This is a genomic window from Pseudideonella sakaiensis, from assembly GCF_048320135.1.
Lineage (GTDB): Bacteria > Pseudomonadota > Gammaproteobacteria > Burkholderiales > Burkholderiaceae_C > Ideonella_A > Ideonella_A sakaiensis_A.
The window spans coordinates 3,012,540-3,026,363 of the sequence record NZ_CP182947.1; the positions used below are offsets into that span (position 1 = coordinate 3,012,540).

The following is a 13,824-nucleotide window of genomic DNA, read 5'->3' on the forward strand; positions in this document are numbered from 1 at the left end:
GGCTTGCCCTAAACTCGTCGCATGAACGATGTCGAAACTGGACCCGCGCCGGCCCGGCCCTGTCGGCTGCTGGCGATCGACACCGCGACCGAAAAGACGAGCCTGGTGCTGGTCACGCCGCAGTCGATGCTGGCGATCGAAGGCGACGGCGGCGCCCAGGCCTCGGCGCGGCTGCTGGCCGATCTGCAGCTGCTGCTCGAGCGAGCCGGCTGCCGGCTCGCCGACCTCGATGCGATCGGTTTCGGCTGCGGCCCTGGCGCGTTCACCGGCATCCGCACCGCCTGTTCGGTCGCCCAGGGGCTGGCCTTCGGTGCCGGCAAACCGGTTCTTGCGATCGACAGCCTGATGCTGGTTGCCGAAGGGGCCCGTGCCGAGCTGCTGGCGATCGGCGCTGATACCGTCTGGGTGCTGCAGGATGCGCGGATGGACGAGATCTATGCCGCCGCCTATCGCTGGCAGGGCGAAAGCGAACAGCGCTGGCAGACGCTGGTTGCGCCGGCGCTGTATGCGGTCGACGCCTGGAATGCGTCGTTCGGCACAGCGCCGGCCGGCGCGCTTGCAGGCTCCGCACTGTCGGTGATGGGGTCTCGACTGGCCGGTGGCGATGTCCCGCGGATTGGCGCTGGCGACGGCAGCGGCAGCGGCAGGGCGCAGGCGCTCGGCCGGCTCGCGGTCGCGCAGTTCAGCGACGGCCGGCTGCTCGACGCCGCACAGGCGGTACCGCTGTACCTGCGCGACAAGGTCGCATTGACGACCGCCGAACGCGAGGCCGCGCGGGCGGCGAAGGCGGCATGACGATCGATCGCCTGCGGCCCCGCGGCGCCTGCGGCAGGCGGCGGCGATGAACGCCGTCGTGAAGCCGCACGCCAATCTGCGTGCGATGCTGGCGTCGGATCTGCCGGCGGTGCTGGCGATCGAGCAGGCCGCCTACGAATTTCCGTGGACGCGTGGCAATTTTCTCGATTCGCTGCACGCGGGTTATCTGGCGCGGCTGATGTTCGACGAGCGGGGCCGCGTCATCGGCTATTTCATCGCGATGTCCGGCGTCGACGAGATGCATCTGCTGAACCTCAGCGTGGCGCCGGCGCTGCAGGGCCGCGGCCATGGCCGCGCGATGCTCGATGCCCTGCTGCAGCTTTGCCGTGAGCACGGCGCCGGCATGTTGTGGCTGGAGGTGCGCACCAGCAACCTGCGGGCACGCTCGCTGTACCGCCGGCTCGGCTTCAGCGAAATCGGAATCCGGCGCGGCTATTACCCGGCGGCTGGCGGCGCCCGCGAGGATGCGATCGTGATGAGCCTGGCAACCGCGCCGATGCCGGGCGCGAGCAATGGACCAGCCGATGGCCTGGACTGAGCGACAGCGGCGCATGCTCGCCGAGATGGGGCTGCCGCCATGGCTGGCCCCGGCGGCAGCGCCTGACGAGCCGACGGACGCGCCTGCGCCCGAACCGGCCGCTCAGCCCGCTGCGCCATCACCGACGCAGCCGCAGGCCGCCGCGCCGGTTGTTCCGGCACCGGCCCCGCAGGCGCAGGTGGCGCCGATGGGAGCGCCGGCGAACCGGCCGGCCGGCGCCGTCGCGATGCTCGACTGGACCGGCTTGCGCGATGCGGTTGCCGCCTGCACCGCGTGCGGCCTGTGCGAGAGCCGCACGCAGACGGTATTCGGTGTCGGCAACCGGTCTGCCGAATGGATGATCGTCGGCGAGGCGCCCGGCGAGCAGGAAGATCGCCAGGGCGAACCCTTCGTCGGGCGATCCGGACAACTGCTCGACAACATGCTGCTGGCACTCGGGCTGAGCCGCGCCGAAGGCGCTGCCGATCGGCAGGTCTACATCGCCAATACGCTGAAATGCCGGCCACCGGGCAACCGCAACCCAACCGCTGATGAGCTCGCCCGCTGCGAGCCGTTTCTGGTCAGGCAGATCGAACTGATCAAGCCACGCATCATCCTCGCGATGGGCCGCTTTGCAGTGCAAAGCCTGTTGCGCAGCAACGAGCCGATCGGCCGGCTGCGCGGCCGGGTCCACCATTACCAGGGCGTGCCGCTGGTCGTTACCTATCACCCGGCCTATCTGCTGCGCAATCCGCTCGACAAGGCCAGGGCCTGGGACGATCTGTGCCTGGCGGCCGAAACGGCAGCAGCGGCCGCTGCCGCGGCCCCGGCACCAGGCTGAGGCTGCGCCGCCGCGGCAACGCCGCCGTTCAACCTGACTTCTTGACCGGCCGCTGCCAGTTCGCGAGGCTGCACTGGCGAGCGCGTGCCAGCGTCAGCTGGCCGGCCGGCGCATCCTTGCCGAGTGTCGAGCCGGCGCCGATCGTCGCGCCGTCGCCGACGGTCAGCGGCGCGACCAGCACGCAGTTGCTGCCGACATGGACGTCGTTGCCGATCACCGTGCGGTGCTTGTTGGCGCCGTCGTAGTTTGCGGTGATGCTGCCGGCGCCATAGTTGACGCGTTCGCCGACTTCGGCGTCGCCGAGGTAGGCGAGGTGGTTTGCCTTCGCGCCGCGCGCCATGCGGCTGTTTTTCACCTCGACAAAATTGCCGATGTGCACCTCGTCGCCGAGCTCGGCGCCTGGGCGCAGCCGCGCAAACGGGCCGATCAACGCGCCGCTGCCGACCGCGACGCCGGCGCTGTCGCCGTCGATGTGGGTGTAGGGATGGATCACCGTGCCGGCGCCGATGCGGGCATTGCGCAGGCAGCAGTTGGCGCCGATGCGCACGCCGTCGCCCAGTTCAACCCGCCCTTCGAAGACGCAGTTGACGTCGATCTCGACATCGCTGCCGCAGACCAGTTCGCCGCGCAGATCGAAGCGGGCCGGGTCGGCCAGCCGCACACCGGCTTCCATCAGCGCATCGGCAGCCCGTTGCTGAAACCGCCGCTCGAGCTGCGCCAGCTGTTTCGGGCTGTTGACGCCGAGCACCTCGGTTTCGTCGTGCGCGGCCGCATGGACGACCTCGACGCCGTCGGCAACCGCCAGTCCGACCACATCGGTCAGGTAGTACTCGCGCTGCGCATTGTTGTTGCCGATCCGCGCCAGCCAGCCCTTCAGCGCCGCGGTAGGCGCCGCCATCACGCCGGTATAAACCTCGCGCACCAGGCGCTGCTCGTCGCTGGCATCCTTGTGCTCGACGATGCCGGTGATCCGGCCGTCGCGGTCGCGCAGGATGCGCCCATAACCCGTCGCGTCGTCGAGTTCGACGGTCAGCAGCGCGAGCCGCTCGCCGCCGCAGGCCGCGACCAGCGCGCGCGCGGTCTCGAGTTCGATCAGTGGCACGTCGCCGTTCAGGATCAGTGTCGTGCCGGCAGCGTGCAGCTTCGGCACCGCCTGCTGCACCGCATGGCCGGTGCCGAATTGCGGCATCTGGCGGACAAACGACACCGCGGCACCGGCGCAGCTGGCCTCGACCTCGTCGGCGCCATGTCCCGATACGACGATCAGGCTATCCGGCTCCAGCCGCGCGGCCATGTCGAGAACATGCTGCAATAGGCTGCGTCCGGCAAGCTCGTGCAGCACCTTCGGCCGCACAGATTTCATTCGCGTGCCCTTGCCGGCGGCCATGATCACGACATCTAGATCCATCTTTTTTTCCCGGTTGCGAATGCTGATTATCGGCGGGCTGGTGGTCGGCCTGGCCGCCTGCAGCACGCTGCGCCTCAGCTACAACCAGGGGCCGACGTTGGCGTACTGGTGGGCCGACCGCTATGTCGATTTCGACGACGGCCAGTCGGCCAAGGTCCGCCAGGTGCTTGCCGACTGGTTTCGCTGGCACCGGGCAACGCAGCTCGCCGACCTCGGTGCGGTGGTCGCACGGGCGCGTGCCGATGCCGCCGGCACGCTGTCGCCGGCGCAGGTCTGCCGGTTTGCCGACGACCTGTCACAACGTGCGCTGCGCGCCTATGAACATGCGGTACCGGCGATCGCCGAAATCGCACCGACCCTGCGCCCGGAGCAGATCAGGAATATCGAGCGGCGCCAGGCCAAGAACAACCGCGGGTATGTCGACGATCACCTGCAGCCCGATCCGGAGCTGCGGCAGCGCGAGGCGGTCAAGCGCATGATCAAGCGGGCCGAGGACTATTACGGATCGCTCGACGACAACCAGCGTGCGCTGGTCGCCCGGCGCACTGCGGCATCGCCGTTCGATGCGCAGGTGTCGCTGGCCGAACGACGCGCCCGCCAGCAGGACACCCTGGCCAGCCTGCGCCGCTGGAGTGCCGACAAGCCACCGCCGGAGACGGTCAGGGCCGAACTGCTGCAACTCGGCCAGCGGGTGCGGCAGTCACCGCGCGAGCCCTATCGGGCCTACCAGCAGCGGCTGCTCGAGCACAACTGCGCCTTCATCGCCGAACTGCACAATTCGACGAACGCCGAACAACGCCAGCACCTGATCAGGAAGCTCGGCAGCTGGGAGGCCGACATCCGCACGCTGGTCGCCGACCTCGAGGGTTGAGGGCAGGATTCAGCCGGTGATCGGCGTCACGATGCGCCGCGGATTGGCGCCACCGGAATTCGGAAATCCGGCCATCGCCGCATCGAACATTGCCGGCAGCAACGAACGGATCGACGGCGAATAACCGCTGTTCGCCGCCCGCGTCTCGTAGACGGTGCGGCCGCTGCGGCGGTCGCGGATCTGCACGACGACCTCGCGCGAATAGGTCTGGCTCGCCAGCGGACCGCCGTAGCGGCCCCAGCCCCAGCCGCCGCCGAAGCCGATGCCGAAATGGCGGTGCCGCCAGCCGGCATGCCAGCCGAATGGCGAATAAAAGCCATGGTCGTCGATCCAGCGCGGGTCGGCGGTGACGGTGGCGCCGAGTTGCACGATGTAATCGGCCGCAGCGGGATCGTCGACCTGGCGGAAGCCGGCGGCGGTCAGCGCCGGTAGCGCGGCGGCTTCGAGCGTCTGTTGCTGCTCGGCTGACTGCGACGGGATCCGGTCGAATACAAAACGCGGGCTGGTCTGCCCGGCCGGCCAGCTGCCGTAGGTCGAGACGTCGCTGCTCAGATTGTTCATCGTCGCGCAGGCGCCGAGCAGCGCGGCGACCAGCATCAGGCTCAGGCTCTTCAACATGACATCCTCCGATCGATCCTGCTTCGATTCCCGGTTCCGGCCGAGGTTCCGGCCCGGCCCGGTGGCCTGCCGGCAACGCCGTCGGCGACAGTCGGGTTTGGCCTGGCTGAGACAATGACACGGTTTTCCATCGAGCGCCCGCTCCGACCGCCATGAGCCAGACCTTTGCGCCAGCCACCTCCGACACCGCGACCGCGTCGCCCCGGCCCCACGGCAGCACGGTGCCCCACGCAGCGCTGTCCGCCACCGCGCAGACGGTGCAGAAGAAGATCCGCCGCCTCGCCGGCCGCGCGGTGCGCGATTTCTCGATGATCGAGGATGGCGACCGCGTGATGGTCTGCCTGTCCGGCGGTGCCGACTCCTACACGATGCTCGATACGCTGATGTACATGCAGCGCATCGCGCCGATCGCGTTCGAGATCGTCGCGGTCAACCTCGACCAGAAACAGCCGGGCTTTCCCGAGCAGGTGCTGCCCGACTATCTGCAAGGCATCGGCGTGCCGTTTCGAATCGTCGAGCAGGACACCTACAGCATCGTCAAGGACAAGGTGCCGGAGGGCAAGACGACCTGCGGCCTGTGTTCGCGGCTGCGCCGCGGCATCCTGTACCGCACCGCGAGCGAACTCGGCGCGACCAAGATCGCACTCGGCCACCACCGCAACGACATCCTCGAGACGCTGCTGCTGAACCTGTTTTTCGGCGGCACGCTGAAGACGATGCCGCCGAAACTGCGCTCCGACGACGGCAAACATACGGTGATCCGCCCGCTGGCCTATTGCAAGGAAGACGATATCAAGCGTTATTCGGCGGCGATGGGCTTTCCGATCATCCCGTGCAACCTGTGCGGCTCGCAGCCGAATCTGCAGCGCCAGGCGATGAAGGAACTGTTGCGCCAGTGGGATCGGGAGCACCCGCAGCGGCTGCGCAGCATGATGACGGCGATGGGCAATGTCGTGCCGTCGCACCTGCTCGACCGCGAATTGTTCGATTTCGATTCGTTCGATCTGCGCACCGGCAAGCCGACCGCCGGCGACATCCTGTTCGACCGCGACGATACGGTCGACCGCTTCGCACGCGAGATCGCCGTCGATTGAAGCGCCGTGCTGCGGCCCTCAGCCGGCCGGCAACGGATTGATTCCGAATACCTCGCAGCCGACCGCATCGCAGTCGTCGTAGACGTCGGTTTTTTCGGTTGAGACACGGGCCGCCCGCACCTGCGGGTTCTCCAGCATCAGCCGCAATACGTCGTCGCACAAGGTTTCCTGCAGCACGATGTGGCCCTCGGCGATGCGCTGCCGGATCGTGCTGCGGATGAAGTCGTAGTCGAGCACCTCGTCGAGCCGGTCATGGGCCGGCGTCGACTGCGCCAGCGGCACATACAGCTCGACATTGAAGACCACCCGTTGGGCACTCAGCGTCTCGAATGCATGCGCGCCGATGCGCACGTGCACCTTGTAGTTGCGCAGGAACAGCCGGCGGCAGTCGGCGAGCGCCGGATGGCTCATCAGGATGGACATGGTGGGTGGCGGTTTTTATGCGAAGGGTTGGCGCTTCATTCGGGCGCCGGCAGAAACTGCACGTCGCGCGGCTGCGGCTGCAGGTGCTGGCCGCCGTCGACCAGCAGCGTCGTGCCGGTGATCGCCGGCGATTCGAGCAGGAACAGCACGGTGCGGGCGATATCGTGCGGCGACGACAGGCGGCGCAGCGGCGAATGGCCGGCCATGCCGGCAAATTCTTCTTCGCTCATCGGCCCGGACGGCAGCGACAGGCCGGGCGCAACGCCGCAGACCCGCAGCTGCGGCGCGCAGGCTTGCGCCAGCATCTGCGTCGCCGCTTCGAGTGCGGCCTTCGACAGCGTGTACGAGAAGTGGTCCGGATGCAGGTTCCACAGCTTGTGGTCGCTCAGATTGACGACGCAGCCGCGGGCCTCGCCGTCGCCGAGCAGCTTGTGAAGCGCCCGCGTCAGCAACACCGCCGGCGCGGTATTGGCGCGCCAGTGGCGTTCCATCGCCGCATGGCTGAAGCCGGCCAGATCGTCGTATTCGAAGGTCGATGCATTGTTGACGACGGCATCGAGGCGGCCGAAATGCGCTGCCACCGCCGGTACCAGCGCATTGCAGGCCGCTTCGTCGGCCAGATCGGCGCTGAAAACCGCCGCATCGACCGAATCGGCCGCGCCGGCGCTGCGCGCGTCGCGTGCGGTCTGCTCGGCCTCGTCGCGCGAACTGCGGCAGTGCACCGCGATGTCGTAGCCGGCCGCCGCAAGGTGCAGCGCGATTTCGCGGCCGACCCGACGGGCCGCGCCAGTGACCAGGACAACCGGACGTGACGACATGATTCCTACAATCGGCGGATGAACAACAACCAAGCCGGCAGTGTATCGGCGGCACTGACGTCGCTGATCGGCGCGGCGATCGCCGACAACGGCGGCTGGTTGCCATTCGACCGTTTCATGTCGATGGCCTTGTACCAGCCCGGGCTCGGTTATTACGCAAGCGGCCGCCGCACCTTCGGACTGCTGCCGCAGTCGGGCAGCGATTTCGTCACCGCGCCGGAGCTGTCGCCGCATTTCGGCCGCGCGCTGGCGCGCCAGGCCGCGCAGGCGCTGGCGGCGACCGGCAGCGCCGAGATCGTCGAATTCGGTGCCGGTTCCGGTGCGCTCGCGGCGCAGCTGATCGACGAACTCGATGCGCTCGGCGTTGCCCTGCAGCGTTATTCGATCGTCGATCTGTCGGCCAGCCTGCGCGAGCGCCAGCAGGCACTGCTCGGCAGGTTCGGCGACCGCGTGCGCTGGCTCGACGAACTGCCGGCGGCGATCGACGGGCTGGTGGTCGGCAACGAGGTGCTCGACGCGATGCCGGTGCAGCTGCTGCATTTCGACGGCGAACGCTGGTTCGAGCGCGGTGTTGCGAGCGGCGAGGGCGGTTTTGCCTGGGCCGACCGCCCGACCGATCTGCGCCCGCCGCTCGCGCAGCAGTGGATCGCCGGCAGCACCGTCGAGATCCATCGGCAGGCGGAGGCCTTCGTGACGACGGCGGTCGAGCGGATGCGGCGTTGCGTCGCGATCCTCGTCGATTACGGTTTTCCGCAGGCCGAGTACTACCACCCGCAGCGCCACCAGGGCACCGTGATGTGCCACCAGGCGCACCTGGTCGACGCCGATCCGCTGGTCGATGTCGGCGCGAAGGACATCACCGCACACGTCGATTTCACCGCCATTGCGCTGGCTGCGCAGGATGCCGGCGCCGAGGTGATCGGCTATACCTCGCAGGCGCGCTTCCTGTTCAACTGCGGTCTGGCCGAGTTGCTGCAGGCGGCCGATCCGCGCGAGCGTGCCCATGCGCAGAAACTCGTCAACGAACACGAGATGGGCGAACTGTTCAAGGTGATCGCCTTCGCGAAGGGTTGTCAACGGCCCTTCCTCGACGACCCGCTCGGCTTCAGGCAAGGCGACCGGAGCCACACGCTGTGATCCGCTGGCTGATCGTCGTTTTTGTCGCGCTGCTGATCTTCAACGGTTTTCACCGCTGGCTCGAGAAGATGGGCCTCGGCCGGCTGCCCGGCGACTTCCGCTTCACGCTGTTCGGGCGGGAGTTTTTTCTGCCGTTTGCCAGTGCGGTGCTGATCAGCCTGATCGGGCTGCTGGTCGGCCAGCTGTTCTAGACGTCGATACCGGCTTCGATCGCGGCGGTCTGCGCAGCCTGGATCGCGGCGCCGACGGCGGGGCCGCGGCGGCCGGCGGCGATTGCATCGGCGGCGATCTGCCGCGCATCGACGGCCTGCGCCAATTCGAGCGCCCGCCGCAGCCGTTGCCGCTGCGGATAGGGCGATTGTTCGCGCCCGAGCCGTCCCCTGGCGTCGCATTCGCAGGCCAGCAGGATCGCGTCGAACCGCTGCGGCCGGCGCAGCGCATCGCATCGGTCGAGCAGCCGCCACAGCGCAGCGGCACCGAATTCGCCGCTGCGGTGCACATTGCCGTGTTCGCGGGCCACCAGCTCGGCCAGTTCGCGGCAGGCGGTCGGCACGCGCAGCCGCTCGCCGAGCGCGCGCACCAGCCGCAGGCTGCGTTCTTCATGGCCGATGTGGCGCGGCAGCACCTCGGCCGGCGTCGTACCCTTGCCGAGGTCATGGCCGAGGCAGGCAAAGCGGACTTCGAGCGGCGCCGCCAGCGACGCGCAGACGTCGAGCACCATCATCAGGTGCACGCCGGTATCGATTTCCGGGTGGTGGTCGGCACGCTGCGGCACACCCCACAGCCGCTCGACTTCGGGCAGCAGCCGCGCCAGTGCACCGCATTCGCGCAGCACCTCGAACATCCGCGACGGCCGCTTTTCCATCAACCCGCGCGACAACTCCTGCCAGACCCGCTCGGCGACCAGCGCATCGACTTCGCCGTCAGCGACCATGCCGCGCATCAGCGCCATCGTTTCCGGCGCGACGCTGAAATCGGCAAACCGGGCGGCAAAACGCGCCAGCCGCAGGATGCGCACCGGATCCTCGGCAAAGGCCGGGCTGACATGGCGCAACACACGCCGCTGCAGATCGCCGCGACCATCGCTCGGATCGACGATGCTGCCGTCCTCGGCCTGCGCGATCGCATTGATCGTCAAGTCGCGGCGCAACAGGTCCTCCTCCAGCGTGACGTCGGGTGCGGCGTGGAAACTGAAGCCGTGGTACCCGGGTGCGGTCTTGCGTTCGGTGCGCGCGAGCGCATATTCCTCGCGGGTTTGCGGATGCAGGAAAACCGGAAAATCCTTGCCGACCGGCAGAAAACCGGCATCGATCATCTGCTGCGGGCTGGCGCCGACGACGACCCAGTCCCGATCGCTGCCCGGCAGCCCGAGCAAGGCATCACGTACCGCACCACCAACCAGCCAGCTTTTCATCGTTGCAGTGTAGAAGCCGGCGCGGGCCGCCGGCTCAGCGGCTGCGGTAGGGCTCCTCGAACGGCCGGAAGTCGTGTTCGGCGAGCGCATCGCGAATCCATTCATCGACTGCCGGCAGCGCGGTCACGGCATGGACATAGGCACGCGCCGCGCCTTCCAAGGGGACGCCGTAGCTGCGAAAACGCATCACGACCGGCGCAAAGAAGGCGTCGGCAATGCTGAAGCGGCCGAACAGCAGTGGCCCGCGGTGGTTTGCCAGCAGTTCGTTCCAGATCGCGGTGATGCGATCGACATCGTTGCGCACCGCGGCCTGCTCACGCAGGATGCGTTCGCCGACCTCGGGCAGCGACGCCTCGATGTTCATCGGAAAGTGCTCGCGCAACGCGCCGAAGCCGGCGTGCATCTCGGCGCAGACGCTGCGCGCGCGGGCGCGGGTCTGGCGGTTCTCCGGCCACAACGCGAGGTCTGGAAACGACTCGGCCAGATACTCGGCAATCGCCAGGGTGTCCCAGACCGCGAAGTCGCCGTCGAGCAGCACCGGCACCTTGCCGGCCGGGCTGATGCTGGCCAGCTCGCGCTTGAACTGCGAGTCGGCATCGAAGCCGTCGAAACGCAGCTTCCGTTCGTCGAAAACGATGCCGGCCTGTTTCATCAACACCCAGGGCCGCATCGACCAGGACGAATAGTTCTTGTTGCCGATCACCAGCCGCAGGTTTGCCATCTCGTCCACCGTGAAAAGCTGATCAGCCGCGGCGGCCGTATTCGCGCGCCGGTGCGCGCAGCCCGTCGAGGCGGGCCGGCCCGTGGCGGCCGGACAGCACGTCCGGCATCACGCTGCGGATGTCGGTCGCAACGATGCCGAGCGATTCGAGGCCGGGCAGCGTGCCGGTCGCGATATTCGGCACCTGCAGCGACAACAGGTTGTCGCGCGACAGCAGCGGCGTGCCGGGCAGGTGTTCCATCACCCAGGCCTGCATGCGCCCGAGGCTGTCGGGCAGCGGCAGCACCGGCCGCTGATGCCCGGCCCAGCGGCCGGCCATCGCGACCAGCTCTCCGAGCGTGAATACCGTCGGCCCGGCGCACTCGATCGTCTGGCCGCTGGTCCCCGGTTGATCGAGGCAGGCGACCAGCGCGCTGGCGATGTCCTCGACCCAGACCGGCTGCATCCGCGCGTCGTGGCCGGCCAGTGGTACGACTGGCGCAAAACGCTGCATCGATGCAAACAGGTTGATGAAGCGGTCGTTCGCGCCGAACATCACCGATGGCCGCAGCAGCGTCAGCTGCAGGCCGGCCGAGCGCAGCACCTCTTCCCCCTTGGCCTTGCTGCGCAGATAGGCGGACGGTGCATCGTCCGAGACGCCGAGCGCGCTGACATGGATCACGCGGCGCACGCCCTCGGCGGTGCAGGCCGCAGCCAAGCGGCGCGGCAGATCGACGTGGACGGCCTCGAACTGCCGCTCATTGCCATGCAGGATCGCGACCAGGTTGATCACTGCATCGTGCCCGGCAACCAGCGCGCGCAGCTGCCGCTCATCGCCGAGATCGGCCTGCCGCAGCTGCACGGTCGGCAATGGCATCAGGTGTTTCGCACGCTGCGGGCGCCGGCTCGGCACCGTGATGCGTCCGCCACCGCCGCCGTTGCGATCGACGAGGCGGGCGCACAGGCTGTTGCCGACAAAGCCACTGCCGCCGAGGATCAGGATGCGGTCGACCGCGAGCGGCTTCATGGCAGATCCTTGTCGGTTGTCGAGCCGGCTGCCGGCGTGCCGATCGGCGGGCCGAGCCGCTGGCGCAGCGGCGGCACCTCGCCGGCCAATCTGGCGGCGTAGAGCTGCGCGTTGGCCAATACCTTCTTCACATAGTCGCGGGTTTCGCTGAACGGAATGCTTTCCGCCCAGACCGCCGGCTCGATCGGCGGCCCCTCGCGCCAGCGTCGCATCCGTCCCGGACCGGCGTTGTAGGCTGCCGCGCCGAGGGCCTGCTGGCCGCCGGCATTTTCGAGCACCAGCTTCAGATAGCTGGTGCCGAGCAGCAGATTGGTGGCGCGGTCGTCGATCTGGTCCTGGCTGAAATTGAGGCCGATCTTCCTTGCCGTCCAGCGCGCGGTCGCCGGCATCAGCTGCATCAGACCGGACGCGCCGACATGCGAGCGCGCGTTCATGATGAACCGAGATTCCTGGCGGATCAGGCCGTAGACATAGGCGGGGTCGACGCCGGTCTCGCGCGTCTGCGCCAGCACCTCGTCGCGGAACGGCATCGGATAACGCTGCGCGAGGTCGATTTCGCCGACCATCTTCTCGCTGGTATTGATGCAGCGGTCCCAGACTTCGCGGTCACAGGCCCACTGGGCGGCCGCAAGCAGTTCGCGATCCCCCATGCCGCGCAATGTGAAATTCCATTCGCGCACGCCTTCGCTGCGCAGCCCGATCGAGATCAGTTGCAGCCCCCGGTCGAGCCCGGGTGTGCCGAAGGCGCGCGCACGTTCGTCGGTTGTCAGCGGCTTCGGCGGCGGCGGCAGCACGAATTTTCGGCCGAGGTCCTCGACGGCAAGGGCACCGTAGAAATTCAGCTCGCCGGCCAGCGACTCGAGCAGTTGACGCGCTTCGACGATCCGCGCATCGGCCTGTTCGCTGCTCAGGCTCTTGTTGTCGACCGCGGTGACGCGCAGCGCCCGCGCTTTCCAGTAGCGCCATGCCGGATCGCGCTGCTCGTCGGCGCTCATCGCATGGATGGTCTCGAGCACCTTGGTCCACAGCTTGATCGGATGACCGGTCGGGTCGGCCTGGCGCAGCAGTGCGCGCACGCGGAACGCGAGCGTATCGTCCGGCCAGTCGACGACGACACCGTCGCTGCGCTTGCGACGCGGCTGGCCGCGTTCGGCGAACCATTCGGCGCGGTCGTAGAAGGCCACCGCCTCCGGCTGCAGCCTGAAGGCGGCCTGTCGGCCGAGCGCGGCCCATGCCCAGCCGGCCAGATCGGCCGGCAGCGCCTTGTCCCAGCGGCTTGTCAGCGCATTGTTCGTGTAGTCGATGTCTTTTGCGGCGCTGCGCATCAGCGCCAGGGTCGCGAGTTCGGCAGCGCCGCGGTCGCGGCTTCCCGCCTTGGTGGCAAGAAACTTCGCCGGGTTGTCGTAGAGCGCGTCGAATGCGCTCGCGGCATCGGCATTGACCAGTGCGAGCTTGCTTTTTGCCACCGCAGGGCGATTCGCTGCCAGGGCCTGCCGCGCGCTGAGCCACAGGTCTTCGTTGTCGAGTTGCCGGGCAGCGAGCATCGACGCCGTCAGCAAGCGGCATCCGTCTTCGCCTTCACGCTGGTCGGCCAGCGCCGCCCGCCCTGCCGCCCGCACATCGCGGCCGGCCTGCAACTGGATCAGCAGCCCGTAGCAGGTGACGCTGCGATCGTCGTTCATGCGGAAACGCGGCTGATCGGCGGCGAAGGTCGGCCAGTCACGGCGTTTGCCGAGCTCGAGCAGCCAGTCGTTGCGGAAGCGATCCTCGACGTAGGTGCCGGGCCAGCGCTTGTAGAAGGCCTCGACCTCGGCGGGCGTCAGCTCCTCCAGCCGCAGGTTCATCTCCCAATAGTCCGGCCACATCGCCAGCGGGTGACCGGTCGCGACCGCCGCCGCGCGGCTGGCCGCCAGCCGATCGCGGTCGCGTCGGCGAAACGCCTCGCGCGCCTCGATGATGGTGTCGTAGGAGACGCCGGTCGACTGCGCCACCGCCGGCATTGGCAGCCAGCCGGCGGTGGCAATCGCCAGGCTCGCGACGCCGGCGACCCGCCAGCGGCGGCAGCGGTCGGTCAGCCGTTCGGATTGCCGGGCAGTTACCGACTTGTCGCACACTGTGGTTTTGGCGTTCATATCTCTCC

Annotated in this window: 15 protein-coding genes; 7 read left to right on the forward strand and 8 right to left on the reverse strand. The window is 68.3% G+C overall.

The window, feature by feature from the left end; genetic code table 11:
• Positions 1-21: 21 nt before the first annotated feature.
• Genes tsaB through ACNH6H_RS13675 form a run of 3 tightly spaced genes read left to right on the forward strand, consistent with a single transcriptional unit; the run spans position 22 to position 2,174 of the window.
• Positions 22-795, forward strand: a complete 774-nt coding sequence (gene tsaB, locus ACNH6H_RS13665; RefSeq protein WP_418318390.1) for a tRNA (adenosine(37)-N6)-threonylcarbamoyltransferase complex dimerization subunit type 1 TsaB — start codon at positions 22-24, stop codon at positions 793-795.
• Between the two features lie 46 nt (positions 796-841).
• On the forward strand, positions 842-1,354 hold the full coding sequence (rimI, locus tag ACNH6H_RS13670; protein ID WP_418318392.1) for a ribosomal protein S18-alanine N-acetyltransferase: 513 nt from the start codon (positions 842-844) through the stop codon (positions 1,352-1,354).
• Positions 1,341-2,174 carry a uracil-DNA glycosylase gene (locus ACNH6H_RS13675; RefSeq protein WP_418318394.1) on the forward strand — a complete coding sequence of 278 codons (834 nt, stop codon included), beginning with the start codon at positions 1,341-1,343 and terminating at the stop codon, positions 2,172-2,174. Before rimI ends, ACNH6H_RS13675 begins: the two co-directional genes overlap by 14 nt.
• A gap of 28 nt (positions 2,175-2,202) precedes the next feature.
• Here ACNH6H_RS13675 and glmU read toward each other — a convergent pair whose 3' ends face one another.
• Positions 2,203-3,582: a bifunctional UDP-N-acetylglucosamine diphosphorylase/glucosamine-1-phosphate N-acetyltransferase GlmU gene (gene glmU, locus ACNH6H_RS13680; RefSeq protein ID WP_418318396.1), complete on the reverse strand. Its 1,380-nt coding sequence runs from the start codon at positions 3,580-3,582 to the stop codon at positions 2,203-2,205.
• A gap of 19 nt (positions 3,583-3,601) precedes the next feature.
• Here glmU and ACNH6H_RS13685 point away from each other — a divergent pair, with 19 nt between their 5' ends.
• A complete protein-coding gene (locus ACNH6H_RS13685; protein ID WP_418318397.1) occupies positions 3,602-4,453 on the forward strand; it encodes a DUF6279 family lipoprotein in 852 nt (283 codons plus the stop codon).
• A gap of 9 nt (positions 4,454-4,462) precedes the next feature.
• On the opposite strand, the gene ACNH6H_RS13690 is transcribed toward ACNH6H_RS13685, so the two are convergent.
• Positions 4,463-5,071, reverse strand: coding sequence for a DUF4136 domain-containing protein (locus ACNH6H_RS13690; RefSeq protein ID WP_418318398.1), 609 nt, complete (start codon positions 5,069-5,071; stop codon positions 4,463-4,465).
• A 152-nt stretch (positions 5,072-5,223) separates the two neighbouring features.
• Here ACNH6H_RS13690 and ttcA point away from each other — a divergent pair, with 152 nt between their 5' ends.
• Positions 5,224-6,165 carry a tRNA 2-thiocytidine(32) synthetase TtcA gene (ttcA, locus tag ACNH6H_RS13695; RefSeq protein WP_418318399.1) on the forward strand — a complete coding sequence of 314 codons (942 nt, stop codon included), beginning with the start codon at positions 5,224-5,226 and terminating at the stop codon, positions 6,163-6,165.
• Positions 6,166-6,183: 18 nt separating this feature from the next.
• Here the strand turns inward: ttcA and ACNH6H_RS13700 are convergent, their stop codons facing one another.
• Both ACNH6H_RS13700 and ACNH6H_RS13705 read right to left on the reverse strand, forming a co-directional pair.
• Positions 6,184-6,588 carry a dihydroneopterin aldolase gene (locus ACNH6H_RS13700; protein WP_418318401.1) on the reverse strand — a complete coding sequence of 135 codons (405 nt, stop codon included), beginning with the start codon at positions 6,586-6,588 and terminating at the stop codon, positions 6,184-6,186.
• 35 nt (positions 6,589-6,623) lie between these two features.
• Positions 6,624-7,406 carry an SDR family oxidoreductase gene (locus tag ACNH6H_RS13705; RefSeq protein WP_418318403.1) on the reverse strand — a complete coding sequence of 261 codons (783 nt, stop codon included), beginning with the start codon at positions 7,404-7,406 and terminating at the stop codon, positions 6,624-6,626.
• Between the two features lie 18 nt (positions 7,407-7,424).
• Between ACNH6H_RS13705 and ACNH6H_RS13710 the strand changes: the two genes are divergently transcribed.
• A complete protein-coding gene (locus tag ACNH6H_RS13710; RefSeq protein WP_418318404.1) occupies positions 7,425-8,543 on the forward strand; it encodes a class I SAM-dependent methyltransferase in 1,119 nt (372 codons plus the stop codon).
• Positions 8,540-8,734, forward strand: a complete 195-nt coding sequence (locus tag ACNH6H_RS13715) for a DUF2905 domain-containing protein (protein ID WP_418318406.1) — start codon at positions 8,540-8,542, stop codon at positions 8,732-8,734. The genes ACNH6H_RS13710 and ACNH6H_RS13715 overlap by 4 nt, the downstream gene beginning before the upstream one ends.
• Here ACNH6H_RS13715 and ACNH6H_RS13720 read toward each other — a convergent pair.
• Genes ACNH6H_RS13720 through ACNH6H_RS13735 form a run of 4 tightly spaced genes read right to left on the reverse strand, consistent with a single transcriptional unit; the run spans position 8,731 to position 13,816 of the window.
• Positions 8,731-9,957, reverse strand: coding sequence for a multifunctional CCA addition/repair protein (locus tag ACNH6H_RS13720; protein WP_418318408.1), 1,227 nt, complete (start codon positions 9,955-9,957; stop codon positions 8,731-8,733). The genes ACNH6H_RS13715 and ACNH6H_RS13720 overlap by 4 nt on opposite strands.
• A 34-nt stretch (positions 9,958-9,991) precedes the next feature.
• A complete protein-coding gene (locus ACNH6H_RS13725; protein WP_418321321.1) occupies positions 9,992-10,678 on the reverse strand; it encodes a glutathione S-transferase family protein in 687 nt (228 codons plus the stop codon).
• A gap of 22 nt (positions 10,679-10,700) precedes the next feature.
• Positions 10,701-11,684, reverse strand: coding sequence for a complex I NDUFA9 subunit family protein (locus tag ACNH6H_RS13730; protein ID WP_418318410.1), 984 nt, complete (start codon positions 11,682-11,684; stop codon positions 10,701-10,703).
• Complete coding sequence (locus ACNH6H_RS13735; protein ID WP_418318412.1) at positions 11,681-13,816, reverse strand: transglycosylase SLT domain-containing protein; 2,136 nt, start codon at positions 13,814-13,816, stop codon at positions 11,681-11,683. The genes ACNH6H_RS13730 and ACNH6H_RS13735 overlap by 4 nt, the downstream gene beginning before the upstream one ends.
• Positions 13,817-13,824 lie beyond the last annotated feature (8 nt).